The sequence below is a fragment of the Streptomyces sp. NPDC088915 genome, assembly GCF_044749825.1.
Lineage (GTDB): Bacteria > Actinomycetota > Actinomycetes > Streptomycetales > Streptomycetaceae > Streptomyces.
This window is the reverse complement of record NZ_JBIVIR010000011.1, coordinates 39,997-52,684: the sequence shown is the minus strand read 5'-3', so window position 1 is coordinate 52,684 and position 12,688 is coordinate 39,997. Positions and strand designations below refer to the sequence as shown.

The window sequence follows — 12,688 nt, the reverse complement described above, 5'->3', positions numbered from 1 at the left end:
CCCCCTCCCCGGCGCCACCGCGGCCCTCCCCCCACAGGGACAGATTCTCGCCACGGCCGGTTCCGGCGGGGCCGGCGCTCAGCCCGTCAGGGTGAACGTCTGGGCGGTCGAACCGTCGCAGGGCTGCTGGGACAGCCGGGCCCCGTCGGCGGTCGAGGCGTTGTCGACGGCGAGGCACTTGGCGCTGTGGCGGGCGACGAAGCGGTACCGGCCGCCGGTGCCGACGGCCTCGGGCCGCCACTGCTGGTTGGTGCCGCCCACGTAGCTCCACAGGTGGACCCTGACGCCGGCGGCGGTGGCGGCGGAGCCGCCGTCGACGTCCCAGACGCGGGAGTTGGACTGGTTGACGACCTGGTAGTGGCCGTCGCTCGTGGGACGGAACTGCCACTTCTGGTTGGCGCCCGTGCCGCAGCTCCACTGCTGGAGGGCGGTCCCGTCGGCCGTGCCCCAGTCGGCGGCGTCCAGGCAGGCGCCGCTGTGGGCGCCTGCGACGCGGTACCAGGCGGCCGGGTCGATCGGACCGCCGGGGGCGCTGCCGCCGCCGGTCCAGACGACGGTCGCCACGGCGCCGGCCGGGAGGGTGTGGGCGAGGGACCTCCCGCCCTCGGTCAGGGAGAAGCGCCGGTCGCTGCTCGCGGTGTTGACGACGTAGGCGGCGAAGGAGCCGTCCGGGTTCTGGAAGGCGACGTTCTGCACGCCCCCGGCGCCCTGGCTGGTGGAGCCGATCCGGGTGGCGCCGGGCTTGACGAACTTGGCGATGTGGCCGAGGACGTAGTACTCGGCGTTGCGGATGACGTCGCCGTTCGCGATCTCGACGACGCCGTTGCAGCGGTCGGCGCAGTGGCCCTGGTGCGGGCCGCCGTTCTGATCGAGGGCGAGGTTCCAGTTGACGACGGTCTCGCCGCCGTTGCGCATGTTCTGCACGACGAGGTTCTCCGCGTGCCACCGGAGGGTGTCGGCGAAGGTGGTGGCCGTGTTCGCGCTGTCGGTGCCGGAGCACTCGGTGAAGAAGACGCGCTTCCCGGCGTCGACGACCTGCTGCTGGGCGGAGGGCTGTCCGCCGTAGCAGTGGAAGGCCGCCCCGATGACGCGCTGGATCCCCTGCGTGGAGTCGAAGACCTCCAGTGGGTAGTTCGGGTGGTCCCAGTTGTGGTCGTAGGCCAGGACGTTGGTCGGCAGACCGTTGGCGGTGAGGGTCCGGTCGAGGACCTTCAGGAACGCGGCCTGTTCGGCCGCCGTCATCGCCGTCGAGGGGTAACTGGTGGCGAACTCGGGCTCGTTCTGGACCGTGAGGTCGGTGAGGGTGATGCCCTGCTGCCCGTACGCCTTGATCGCCTTGACCAGGTAGTCGGCGTACGCCTGGTACTGGTCGGCCTTCAGGCTCCCGCCGTTGAGCGAGTTGCCGGTCTTCATCCAGGCGGGCGGCGACCAGGGGGAGCCCATGAACCGGATCGCCGGGTTGAGGGCGGTCGCCTGCTTGACGACCGGGATGATCTCCCGCTGGTCGCGGGCGAGGGAGAACGAGCCCTTGGTGTCCTCGTACGTGTAGGAACCGCCGGAGTTGAAGTCGGTGCCGCCCAGCGGCTGGCGCAGGTAGTTCAGTCCGATGCCCTCGCTCGGGGAGAAGAGCGACTTCATCAGGTCGGCCCGCTTGTCGGCGGGCAGGCCCTGGACGAGGTGGGCGGAGGCCTCGGTGACCGAGGCACCGGCGCCGGTGAACCTCTGCCCCCTGCTGCCGGCGTCGACGCGGATGTCGACGGGCTGGACCGTACCGGTGAAGGGGACGGTCTCGACGGCGAGCTTCCGGGTCCCGTCGGGGGTGGTGACCCAGACCTGGGCGGTGGGGTCGGCGGCCTGGGCGGTACCGGCGCCGGTGGCGCCGAGGCACGCGACGGCGAGGACGAGTGCGGCGCCCGCGGCGCGGGCCCGTGCGGTCGTTCGGTGGGACACGGTGCGGCTCTCCTTCGGTGGGGGTGACCTGACACGAGGGGTGGTGCGTCCGTGCGGAACGTGGCGCGTGGGGTGCGGGCGTCAGCCGAGGTCGAGGTCGAGCGTCAGGCGCAGGTCGCGGCTGGAGCGGCCGACGCGCAGGCGGCGGCGTCCGCCGGCCGGGCGCCAGGTGCGGTGCTCCTCGTCCCAGGACTGGAAGACCCGCGGGGGCAGGGTGAGGGTGACCGTCGCGGTGCCGCCCGCGGGGACCTCGGCGACGGCGAACCCCGCCAGGACGCGGACGGGTTCGCCGGGCGCCCCGTCGGGGGCCTCCAGGTACGCCTGGACGACCTCCCGCCCGGTCCGGGGGCCGGTGTTGGTGAGGGTCACCTCGATCCGGGGTCCGTCAGCCGGGGCAGTGCCGGGGACGGACGGTCCGAGGGCCTCGGCCCGGTCGTAGGACCAGGTGGTCCAGCCGAGCCCGTGGCCGAAGGGGAAGGCGGGCTCGGTGCCGGCGCGGTCGTAGCCGCGGTGGCCGATGTGGAGCCCCTCGTGGTAGTCGAGGACGCCGTCGGCGGGGACGGCGTCGGGGACCGGGACGTCCTCGGCGCGGGCGGGCAGGGTCCAAGGCAGCCGGCCGGAGGGTTCGGCGCGGCCGAACAGGACGTCGGCGAGGGCGTGTCCGGCCTCCTGGCCGGGCAGCCACGCCCAGAGCAGGGCGGGGACCTCGCCGGCCCAGGGCAGCAGGACCGGGGCGCCGGCGTTGACCACCACCACGGTACGGGGGTTGGCTTCGGCCACCGCGCGTACGAGGCGGTGCTGCTGCGGGGTCAGTTCCAGGTCGGGGCGGTCCCAGCCCTCGGACTCGACCTCCTCGTTCGTCCCGACGACCACCACGGCGACGTCGGCCGCGCGGGCCGCCCCGACGGCTTCGGCGATCTCGTCCTCGACGCCGGGGCCGGGCGGCAGGTGGCGCACGTGGGCGGTGACGAAGCGGCCGTAGGAGTCGGCGTCGACGACCCGGAGGTCGATCCTCAGGTCCAGGTGGACCGGTTCGGCGTCCACCCGCACGGTGCGGCGGTGGGTCCCGGGGTGGTTGTGGCTGGACTCCAGGATCAGTTCGACGCCCCGGTCGTCCTCGCCGGTGTGGACCGGTGTGCCGTCGAGGGCGACCGCGAAGCGTCCGGCGCAGCCGAACTCCAGGAGGTGCTCGCCCGGTTCGGCGAGGGTGATCCGGCCGGTCAGGACCACGTCGGTGACGCCGTCCGGCACGCCGAAGGCCCCCCAGTCGCCGGTGCGGCGGACCTCCTCGCCCCGTGGCGTGCCGTCCTCGGAGAAGTACGCGGCGCGCATCCCGGTGAGGAGCGCGGGGTCGACGAAGGGGGCGTGCCGCCGGGACGAGCCGCCGCGGTGCACGGTCAGTCCGACCCCGTCCGGCAGGGCGGCCCGCAGCCCCTCGGCGTATCCCACCGTGCGGACGGCGGGGACGTGGGCGCTGCCGCCGCCCTGGAGGTACGGCTCGACGGCGTTCGGCCCGATCAGCGCCACGCTGCCCAACCGGCCCGGGGCCAGGGGGAGGAGGGCCTGTTCATTGCGCAGCAGGACGGTGCCCCGGGTGAGGACCTCGCGCAGCGCGGCGAAGTCCGCCTCGCCGACCGGTGCGGGGGCGGGCGCAGCCGGCAGGGGCGGGGGCTGCTCGCCGGGCGTCCAGGGCTCGGTGAGCTTGCCGACGCGGGCGGCGAGCCGCATCAGCCGCAGGACCTTGTCGTCGACGGCCGCCTCGTCCACCTCGCCGCGGCGGACCGCCTCGACGAGGGCGTCGCCCCACGGTCCGTCGGGGCCGGGCATCACCAGGTCGAGGCCGGCGACGGCGGTGGCCGCGGTCGTCCGGGCGGCGGCCCAGTCGCTGATCACCGCTCCGTCGTAGCCCCACTCGTCCTTCAGGACGCCCCGCAGGACGCGCCGGTGTTCGAGGAGCGGGGCCGACTCGGTGCCGTCGTCGAGGCCCGAGTACGCGCCCATCACGCTCCACGGCCCGGTCTCGGCGAGGATGCGCTCGAACGGGGCGAGGTAGACCTCGCGGAGCGTACGGGGGTCGATCCTGGCGCGGTACCGGGTCCGGTCCGTCTCGGAGTCGTTCGCGACGAAGTGCTTCAGGCAGGCGGCCACGCCCTCGTCCTGGAGGCCCCGCACGAGCGCCGCGCCGAGCGCGCCGGAGAGCAGGGGGTCCTCCGAGAGGCACTCGAAGTGGCGGCCGGCGACCGGGGTGCGCTGGAGGTTGACCAGCGGGGCCAGGACGACGTCCACCTTCTTCCGGCGGGCCTCGGCGGCGAAGACGCGTCCGAGGCGCTCGGCGAGCTCCGTGTCCCAGGTGGCGCCGGTGGCGCTCGGGGCCGGGGCGAGGAGGCCCGTCTCGCCGGGCACCTCGCCGGTCCCCCGTACGCCCTGCGGTCCGTCGGAGGTGACCACGGGGTGGAGTCCGAGCCTCGGCTCCCCGTGCAGCGTCCACAGGGTCGCGCCGGTCAGCAGCCGCACCTTCGCCGTCAGGTCCAGGGCCTCGATCAGCGCGGCCCAGCGGCTCTCGTCCGCCGCCTCCGGCCGGGCCGGAGGGGCGGTACGCGCGGGCGACAGGGCAGACATGGGGATCCCCTCCAGCCGTGACGACGGCGTGTCGTCGTGGTGACGGCCCCATGAAAACACACCCGCTAAGTGCTTAGTAAGTGGTCTGGCTCACACTCTCCTCAAGCGTCCCCCGAGTCGATCTCCCGGCTTCCGGAGGCACCTATGCTGGCGCGCGTGAGCGACAACCCGGTAGGTAAGACGAAGCGCCCGCCCCGTACGCCCCGCAGTGCCGAGGCCAAGCAGCGACGGCAGGACATCCTGCACATCGCCATGGACACCTTCGCCGCCCGCGGTTACCACAACGCGCCGGTCCAGGAGATCGCCGACCGCGCCGGACTCACCCAGGCCGGGGTCCTGCACTACTTCCGGACCAAGGCCCAGCTGCTCACCAGCGTCCTGGAACTCCGCGACCAGTCCGACATCGAGCAGCTCGGGCCCGACCGGCCGCGCGGGACGGAGTTCCTGCGCCACCTCGTCGACACCGCCCGCCGCAACGCCGAGCGCGAGGGCATCGTGCGCCTGTACGCGGTGCTCTCGGCCGAGTCCGTCACCGTCGACCACCCGGCGCAGACGTACTTCCGCGACCGCTACACCGGGCTGCGCGCCTTCGTGGCCGACGCGCTGCGCGAGGCGGGCGGCCTCGCCGACGACGACGCCCGCGTCGAGCCGGCCGCGAGCGCGGTCATCGCCGTCATGGACGGCCTCCAGGTCCAGTGGCTCCTCGCGCCCGACGCGGTCGACATGGCCGTGTCGACGGAACTCGCCCTGAACTCCCTCCTCACCACGCTCGCGCCGGACCGCTTCCCCGCCGGGGGGTGAAGGGGCCCGGTCGCGACCGGCGTCAGCGGCTCGCGTACGGCAGCAGGGCCATCTCGCGGGCGTTCTTGATCGCGGCGGCGAGGGCCCGCTGCTGCCGGGCGGTCACGCGGGTGACGCGCCGGCTGCGGATCTTGCCCCGGTCGGAGAGGAACCTGCGCAGCAGGTCGGTGTCCTTGTAGTCGATGTACGTGATCCCGGCCGCGTCCAGCGGGTTGGGGCGGGACTTGGCGGGCTTGCGGGGCTCGGGGCGTCGGGCCACGGGGCTTCTCCTTGGGTGGACGTGTCGTGCGTGTCGCACGCGTTGTTCTGCGGTGCGCGTCGTGCGGCGGGGTCAGGCGGCGTCGAGGAGGGGGGCGAAGGCCGCGGGCAGGCGTCTCCACTCCTCCGGCCCGGACGCGTACTCCGCGTCGGTCAGCAGGCAGGAGTCGAGGAGCCGTTCGAGGCCGTCCCGGTCGAGGCCGGGCGAGGTGAAGACGAGGTGCTGGCAGCAGTCGCCGTGGTCGGCGTGCCAGTCGAGCGCGGCGGCGGCCCGGCGTACGGGCGGGACCATCTCCCAGGCCGCGTCCGGCAGCGAGGCGAGCCAGGGGCCCGCGCTCTCCACGCACAGCGCGCCGCCGGCCGCGTCCCAGGCGAGCAGCGTGTCCGGGCGGTCGGCGAGCCAGAACCGGCCGCGGCTGCGGGCCGCCGCGCAGCACAGGTCCTCCAGGGCCTCGTAGAGGCGCTCGGGGTGGAACGGGCGGCGGCGGTGCCAGACGAAGGTGGTCACGCCGGCCTCGTCCGCCTCCTGGGGCAGCAGCGCGCACGCGGGGTGCTGGGCGGCCGCGGCGGCCTCGACGTCGAAGCCCGCGAACGCGGCCCGGGCGAGCTCGGCCGAGGCGGCCGGCACGCGGCGGGCGGTGGGGTGCAGCTGGGCGAGGAGGGCGTGGTCCTCGTCGTCCGCCTCCGCGCTGTCGACCAGGGCGAGGACGGGGGCGTACTCCAGCTGGCGGGCCCAGGTGTCGCCGACGGTCCGCCGATCGGTGGGGGCGGCGGCGAGCCCCGCCTCCGCGAGGTCGTCGCCGTTGGCGAGGTAGGGCAGGACGAGCGCGGGGTCCACGGCGGTGATCACGCCCGTCACGGACAGGCGGTCCCCGCCGTGCCCGGCGATGACCTCGGCCATGGCCCTGGGCTCGACCGAGTCCCACAGTTCGACCACCGCGAGCCGGGTGAGGCCGTCGTCCGCGAGGCGTTCCAGCTCGGGGACGAGGTCCTCGCGCAGCACGCAGCAGGCGCAGTCGTTCACCAGCGGCGTCTCGCCCCGGGAGACGGGCCCGGAGGCGTCCCGTACGAGGCGGAGCACGGTGCCGTCGGGGGCCGAGGCGAGGTCGTGGTGGAGCGCCACGCTCCCCGGGACGGCCCGCAGGAGGCGGTCGACGACCTCCTTGCGGGCCTCGGCGTGGAGCCCGGCGACGATCACGACGGGGAGTTCGCGCACGTGCTCCATCAGCGGGCTCCGTAGCGGCGCTCGAAGCGTTCGACGCGGCCGGCGGTGTCCAGGACGCGGGCGGTGCCGGTGTAGAAGGGGTGGCTCGCCGAGGAGATCTCGACGTCCACGAGCGGGTAGGTGTGGCCGTCCTCCCAGTCGATCGTCTTGTCGCTGGTGATCGTGGACCGCGTGAGGAAGGCGGTGCCGGAGGCCGAGTCGCGGAAGACGACGGGGCCGTAGGCGGGGTGGATGCCGGGCTTCATGGCGGGGACCTTTCGGACGGTGGGGCGGCGGGGGTGGCGGGTCGGGGTCAGCGCTCTTCGCGGAAGTCGACGTGCCGGCGGGCGACGGGGTCGTACTTGCGCAGCACCATGCGGTCGGGGTCGTTGCGGCGGTTCTTGCGGGTGACGTAGGTGAAGCCGGTGCCGGCGGTGGAGCGGAGCTTGACGACCGGGCGGAGTTCGTTGCGTGCCATGCGGCTAGTATATGACAACGGTTTTCATTATCGAAAACCACTCGTCCACGACCCCGCCCCCGAGAGGTGAACCACCCATGTCCGCCCACTGCCAACTGACCGGCGCCAAGACGGGATTCGGCAACACGATCTCCCACTCCCACCGGCGCACCCCGCGCCGCTTCGACCCGAACATCCAGCACAAGCGCTACTGGCTGCCCAGCGAGGGACGCCACGTCCGCCTCACCCTGAGCGCCCGGGCGATCAAGACGGTGGACGCGATCGGCGTCGAGGCCGCCGTGGCCCGGATCCGGGCACGGGGAGGAAAGGTCTGATGGCAAAGAAGAGCAAGATCGCGCGCAACGAGCACCGCAAGGAGGTCGTCGCGCGGTACGCCGCCCGGCGGGCCGCACTCAAGGAGACCATCCGCCGCCCCTCCACCACCGCCACCGAGCGGGAGGCCGCGCGGGCCGAGCTGGGCCGGCAGCCGCGCGACGCCAGCGCCACCCGGGTGCGCAACCGCGACGCCGTGGACGGGCGCCCCCGCGGCCACCTGCGCAAGTTCGGCCTCTCCCGGGTGCGCGTCCGGCAGCAGGCGCACGCGGGTTTCCTGCCCGGGGTGACCAAGTCGTCCTGGTAGGCGCCGGAGTCGGTCCGGCCGCGCCGATCCGCGCGGCCGGACCGGCGCGGTCGGGCACGAGGCCGAGTCCTTGAATTGAAAATGGCATCCATTTTCATCTAGCCTCTTCCTCGCCCCCTCCTCTCCGCACCCCTCTCCCCCGCATCCGTCACCCCCGTCCCAGGAGTCCACGATGGCCGTCCCCAAGCGCAAGACGTCCCGCAGCAACACCCGCCACCGCCGCGCCCGGTGGAAGGCGGTCACGCCGCAGCTCGTGCCGGTCACGGTCGACGGCACCGTCCACCACGTGCCCCAGCGGCTCGTGAAGGCGTACGAGCGCGGTCTCGTCCGCCCCGAGGGCTGAGCGCGTGACCCCGTACGACCGCCTGCCGGTCACGGTCCTGTCCGGCTTCCTCGGCGCGGGGAAGACCACCCTGCTCAACCACGTCCTCACCAACCGCGACGGTCTGCGGGTCGCCGTGATCGTCAACGACATGAGCGAGGTCAACATCGACGCGGCGCTGGTGCGCGGCGGCGAGGCCGCCCTGTCGCGGACCGAGGAGCGGCTGGTCGAGATGACCAACGGGTGCATCTGCTGCACCCTGCGCGACGACCTCCTGGAGGAGGTCGACCGGCTCGCCCGCGAGGGACGCTTCGACTACCTGCTCATCGAGTCCAGCGGCATCTCCGAACCCATGCCGGTCGCCGCCACCTTCTCCTTCCCCCGCGACGACGGCGCCACCCTCGGCGACCTCGCCCGCCTCGACACCATGGTCACCGTCGTCGACGCCGCGAACTTCCTGCCCGAACTCGCGGACGGCGACGAGCTGGCGGCGCGCGGTCTCGCCGCCCACGAGGACGACGAGCGCACGATCAGCGACCTGCTCGTCGACCAGGTCGAGTTCGCCGACGTCATCGTCCTCAACAAGCTCGACCTGGTGGGTCCGGAGGACGCCCGGCGGCTGCGGGCCACGCTGGCCCGGCTCAATCCCGGCGCCCGCGTCGTGCCCGCCGTACGCAGCCACGTCGCCCTCGCCCACGTCCTGGGCACCGGCCTCTTCGACGTGGAGAAGGCCCAGCAGGCGCCGGGCTGGGTCAGGGAGCTGAACGGCGACCACGTCCCCGAGACGGAGGAGTACGGCATCTCCTCCGTCGTGTTCCGGTCCGCCACCGCCTTCCACCCCGGCAGACTGTGGACGTTCGTCACGCGGGACCTCGACAGCGGCGCCTTCGGGAACGTCCTGCGCTCCAAGGGCTTCTTCCGGCTCGCCTCCCGCCCCCGCGTGACCGGACTGTGGTCCCAGGCCGGCGCCGTCGCCCGCTTCGAGCCCTCCGGCACGGACGGCCCCGGCACCGCCCGGGGCCAGGAGCTGGTCTTCATCGGCACCGGCCTGGACGGGGAGGCGCTCCTCTCGGCGCTGGACGCCTGCCTGCTCGCCCCCGGCGAGACCGTGGCGGCCGTGGACGAGTTCCCCGTCTGGGAGACGTACGGAACCGACGACGCGTGCGACGCGCACGAGCACGGGCACGGGCAGACGCACGGGCACGGGCACGCGCACGGGCACGCGCACGGGCCGACGCACGAACACGGGCACGGGCCCGTGTCGGGGGCGGTGGCCTGAGGACTCCGGGCCGGACGGTGGTCGCAGCCACGGCACCGTCCGGCCCGGGCATTTCCCTTCCGGTCCTCACTCCGTCTCTCCGGCCGGCACCTCTCCCGCCAGTACCTCTTCGACCGCCCGCGCGAAGGCCCGGGCCTGGGGAGAGGCGTCCCCGCGGCGGCGGACGAGGCCGAGGAAGGAGTCCGGAAGGCCCCTGACCGGGACGAACGCGAGGGACCTGCGGCGGTCGTGGTGCTCGGCCGTCGAGCGGCACAGGAGCAGCGCGCCCCGGTCCGCCGCGGCGAGCGAGAGGCCCTCCTGAAGGGTGTCGACCAAGGGCCCCGCGGGGATCGGCAGACCGCCCGGTGTCTCCCGGGGAGCCTGTGCCCGGCGCCAGTACCCGGGCGCGGAGTCCCGGACGCCGATCAGGCGGCAGTCCGCCAGCTCCTCCGCCGAGACCGACTCCCGCCCCGCCAGGGGGTGCCGGACGGAGAGCACCAGGGTCTGCGGCTGCCGGGAGAAGACCGGCCCGAGCACCAGGTCCTCCTCCTCCACCGGGAGCAGCACCACCGCGCAGTCCACCTCCTTGCGGCGCACCGGCCCGAACGGATCGGACAGCGCGATCTCCGCCATCTCGATCGCGCACGCCGGACGGCGCTCCTCGAACAGGGCGACGGCCCGCGCCGACCGGTCGTCCAGCGCCCCCTGGAAACCGATCCGCAGCACCCCGTCGGCGCTCCGGGCGGCGGCCCGGGTCTCGTCGACGGCCGCGCGCAGCGCCTCGTACGCCGGGCGCAGCGACGCCAGGAAGGACGCGCCGAGCGGTGTCAGGGCCACCCGGCGGCTCGTCCGCTCCACCAGCGGGGCCCCGATCCGGCCCTCCAGCGACCGGAGCAGCTGGCTGATCCTGCTCTGGGACACGTACAGCCGCTCGCCCGCCCGGCCGAAGTGCAGTTCCTCGGCGAGCACGAGGAAGGCCTCCAGCTCGCGGATCTCCAGACCGGCCATGGTCCCCCTCCCCATCGATCGATGAGCCCGGCTCATCGAAGCATGAGGGATCGGCCGTTGTTCCCGCAGGTCGCGGCGGATTGGCTGGGCCCATGGCACAGACAGAGAGAATCGCAGGCGGGGCCCGGGGGGCTTCGCGCGCCCGGGGCGGCGGTTGGCCCGCCGTGGCCGCCGTCGCCGGTGCGACGTTCACGGTGGTCACGTCCGAGATGCTGCCGGTGGGTCTGCTGACCCCCATCGGCGGGGCGCTGGGGGTGACGGAGGGCACGGCCGGTCTGACGCTGACCGTCACGGGCCTGGTGGGCGCGGTGTCCGCGCCGCTGCTCACCCCGCTGCTGGGACGCTTCGACCGCCGTCCGGTGCTGTGCGGCCTGATGGCGGTGCTGGCCGCCGGGAATCTGCTCGCCGCCTGGTCGCCGCACTTCGCGGTGATGGTGGCGGCCCGGGTCCTGGTCGGCGTCGGCATGGGCGGGGTGTGGGCCGTCGCGGCCGGCCTCGCGGTGCGGCTGGTCCCGGAGCGGTCCGTGGGACCGGCCACCTCGCTGGTCTTCAGCGGCATCGCGGTGGCCTCGGTCCTCGGCGTCCCGGCCGGCACGTACCTCGGCGAACTCGCCGACTGGCGGACGGCGTTCACCGCCGCCGCGGGGCTTGCGCTCGCGGTCCTCGTGGCCCTGGCGGTCCTGCTGCCGGCGCTGCCCGCCGAGCGGGAGATCCGGCTCGGCGGCGTACTGCGGCTGGCGGGGAACCCCCGGGTGGCGACCGGGCTCGGCGTGGTGGCGCTCCTGGTCACCGGACACTTCGCCGCCTACACGTACGTGCGGCCCGTCCTGGAGGAGGTCTCGGGGGCGGGCCCCTCCGCGATCGGCACGCTGCTGCTGGTGTACGGCCTCGCGGGCGTGCTCGGCACCTTCGTCTCGGGCGCCGGTGCCGCGCGGTCCCCGCGCGGCACGCTCCTGGTGATCGGCCCCGTCCTGGCCGGGACGGTCTGCCTGGTGCCGCCGGTCGGCGGCTCGGTGCGCACGGCGGCGGTGCTGCTCGCGGTCTGGGGACTGTCGTACGGCGGAGTCTCGGTCGCCACCCAGAGCTGGCTGCTCGCGGCGGCCCCCGAGGCGCGCGAGGGGGCGTCCGCGCTCTTCGTCGGGGTGTTCAACGGCTCGATCGCGCTGGGGGCGTTCGCCGGGGGCCTCGTCGCGGACGGCCTCGGCGTCGGGGCGGTGATGTACCTGGGCGCGGCCCTCGCCGCCTGCACCCTGGTGCTCACGGTCCGGGGTCGCCCGTAAGCACTCTTGTGGGCGGCTTCCCGCCGGTGGAACGATGCGACGGCAGCCGCCCGACCCGACCGATCCGCCTCACCCGACCCGACCCGATCAATCCTCCAGCCCCGACCGATCCTCCACACCCGACCGGAAGGACCCTCGTGACCGACGAGCAGCAACGGCCCCCCGCGGCGGTCGTGTTCGACGCGCTGGGAGGAGCGTACGAGAAGGCGTTCGCCGGCTCCGAGGCGCACCGGCGCTCGCTGGAGTGGCTGCTCGGACGGCTCGCGCCGGGCAGCCGGGTCCTCGACGTGGGCAGCGGCACGGGCCGGCCCACCGCCGAGACGCTCGCGGGCGCCGGTCACGAGGTGCTCGGCGTCGACGTCTCCCCCGTCATGGTGGAGCTGGCCTCCCGTCAGGTGCCGTCCGCCTCCTTCCGGTGCGCCGACGTCCGTGAGCTGCCGCTCGACGAGGCCTCGTTCGACGCGGTCTGCGTGTACTTCTCCCTGCTCCAGCTCGACCGGCGCGAGCAGACGGACGTCGTCCGGCGGCTGGCGCGGGCGCTGACGCCGGACGGTCACCTGGTCCTGGCCACCGTGCCGCTGGACGTGGAGGGCGTGGAGGCCGTCTTCATGGGGCAGCCGGTGCGCGTGACCAGCTTCGGCGCGCCGGACCTCGTCGCCGTGGCCGAGGGGGCGGGCCTCGACGTGCTGGAGCGCGAGGAGACGCTGTTCACCCCGGCCCATCCGGACGCCGGTCCGGAAGCGCACGTCTTCCTGCACTGCCGCCGGCGCCGGGGCGACACGGTGGACGCCTGACGGGCGACGGGCGTCCGTGGACCGCGTCCTCGCCGGCCTCGCCACGGCCCGCGCCACGGGCCGGGAGGACCCGTCGGCGAACCGCTGAGAGACGCCG

The 12,688-nt window shown here is 74.4% G+C and carries 14 protein-coding genes; 7 read left to right on the top strand and 7 right to left on the bottom strand.

Annotation, left to right across the window (positions count from 1 at the left end; translation table 11 throughout):
* Nucleotides 1-78: 78 nt before the first annotated feature.
* Together ACIP5O_RS20865 and ACIP5O_RS20860 are read right to left on the bottom strand one after the other, a co-directional pair.
* Nucleotides 79-1,950 carry an RICIN domain-containing protein gene (locus ACIP5O_RS20865; protein ID WP_401295350.1) on the bottom strand — a complete coding sequence of 624 codons (1,872 nt, stop codon included), beginning with the start codon at nt 1,948-1,950 and terminating at the stop codon, nt 79-81.
* 81 nt (nt 1,951-2,031) lie between these two features.
* Nucleotides 2,032-4,569: a beta-glucosidase gene (locus ACIP5O_RS20860; protein WP_401295348.1), complete on the bottom strand. Its 2,538-nt coding sequence runs from the start codon at nt 4,567-4,569 to the stop codon at nt 2,032-2,034.
* A gap of 240 nt (nt 4,570-4,809) precedes the next feature.
* On the opposite strand from ACIP5O_RS20860, the gene ACIP5O_RS20855 reads away from it, so the two are divergent.
* On the top strand, nt 4,810-5,370 hold the full coding sequence (locus tag ACIP5O_RS20855) for a TetR/AcrR family transcriptional regulator (RefSeq protein ID WP_401295773.1): 561 nt from the start codon (nt 4,810-4,812) through the stop codon (nt 5,368-5,370).
* Between the two features lie 22 nt (nt 5,371-5,392).
* Here the strand turns inward: ACIP5O_RS20855 and rpsR are convergent, their stop codons facing one another.
* The 4 genes from rpsR to rpmG all read right to left on the bottom strand — a co-directional run bounded on the left by rpsR (nt 5,393) and on the right by rpmG (nt 7,310).
* On the bottom strand, nt 5,393-5,629 hold the full coding sequence (gene rpsR, locus ACIP5O_RS20850) for a 30S ribosomal protein S18 (RefSeq protein ID WP_062750736.1): 237 nt from the start codon (nt 5,627-5,629) through the stop codon (nt 5,393-5,395).
* A 72-nt stretch (nt 5,630-5,701) separates the two neighbouring features.
* Entirely contained in the window at nt 5,702-6,853 is a 1,152-nt protein-coding gene (locus ACIP5O_RS20845) for a CobW family GTP-binding protein (protein ID WP_401295345.1), read from the bottom strand.
* Entirely contained in the window at nt 6,853-7,098 is a 246-nt protein-coding gene (locus ACIP5O_RS20840) for a type B 50S ribosomal protein L31 (protein WP_401295343.1), read from the bottom strand. The genes ACIP5O_RS20845 and ACIP5O_RS20840 overlap by 1 nt, the downstream gene beginning before the upstream one ends.
* 47 nt (nt 7,099-7,145) lie before the next feature.
* Nucleotides 7,146-7,310: a 50S ribosomal protein L33 gene (gene rpmG / locus ACIP5O_RS20835; protein ID WP_062750742.1), complete on the bottom strand. Its 165-nt coding sequence runs from the start codon at nt 7,308-7,310 to the stop codon at nt 7,146-7,148.
* A 77-nt stretch (nt 7,311-7,387) separates the two neighbouring features.
* On the opposite strand from rpmG, the gene rpmB reads away from it, so the two are divergent.
* The 4 genes from rpmB to ACIP5O_RS20815 all read left to right on the top strand — a co-directional run bounded on the left by rpmB (nt 7,388) and on the right by ACIP5O_RS20815 (nt 9,530).
* Entirely contained in the window at nt 7,388-7,624 is a 237-nt protein-coding gene (rpmB, locus tag ACIP5O_RS20830; protein WP_401295340.1) for a 50S ribosomal protein L28, read from the top strand.
* A complete protein-coding gene (gene rpsN, locus ACIP5O_RS20825; RefSeq protein ID WP_401295339.1) occupies nt 7,624-7,929 on the top strand; it encodes a 30S ribosomal protein S14 in 306 nt (101 codons plus the stop codon). Before rpmB ends, rpsN begins: the two co-directional genes overlap by 1 nt.
* Nucleotides 7,930-8,101: 172 nt before the next feature.
* Nucleotides 8,102-8,272 (top strand): 50S ribosomal protein L32, encoded by a 171-nt coding sequence (rpmF, locus tag ACIP5O_RS20820; protein ID WP_401295337.1) that lies wholly within the window; start codon nt 8,102-8,104, stop codon nt 8,270-8,272.
* Between the two features lie 4 nt (nt 8,273-8,276).
* Entirely contained in the window at nt 8,277-9,530 is a 1,254-nt protein-coding gene (locus ACIP5O_RS20815) for a GTP-binding protein (protein WP_401295335.1), read from the top strand.
* Between the two features lie 66 nt (nt 9,531-9,596).
* Here ACIP5O_RS20815 and ACIP5O_RS20810 read toward each other — a convergent pair whose 3' ends face one another.
* Complete coding sequence (locus tag ACIP5O_RS20810; RefSeq protein ID WP_401295333.1) at nt 9,597-10,517, bottom strand: LysR family transcriptional regulator; 921 nt, start codon at nt 10,515-10,517, stop codon at nt 9,597-9,599.
* 92 nt (nt 10,518-10,609) lie between these two features.
* On the opposite strand from ACIP5O_RS20810, the gene ACIP5O_RS20805 reads away from it, so the two are divergent.
* Nucleotides 10,610-11,797, top strand: coding sequence for an MFS transporter (locus ACIP5O_RS20805; protein WP_401295331.1), 1,188 nt, complete (start codon nt 10,610-10,612; stop codon nt 11,795-11,797).
* A gap of 137 nt (nt 11,798-11,934) precedes the next feature.
* On the top strand, nt 11,935-12,591 hold the full coding sequence (locus ACIP5O_RS20800) for a class I SAM-dependent methyltransferase (RefSeq protein WP_401295329.1): 657 nt from the start codon (nt 11,935-11,937) through the stop codon (nt 12,589-12,591).
* Nucleotides 12,592-12,688: the final 97 nt, after the last annotated feature.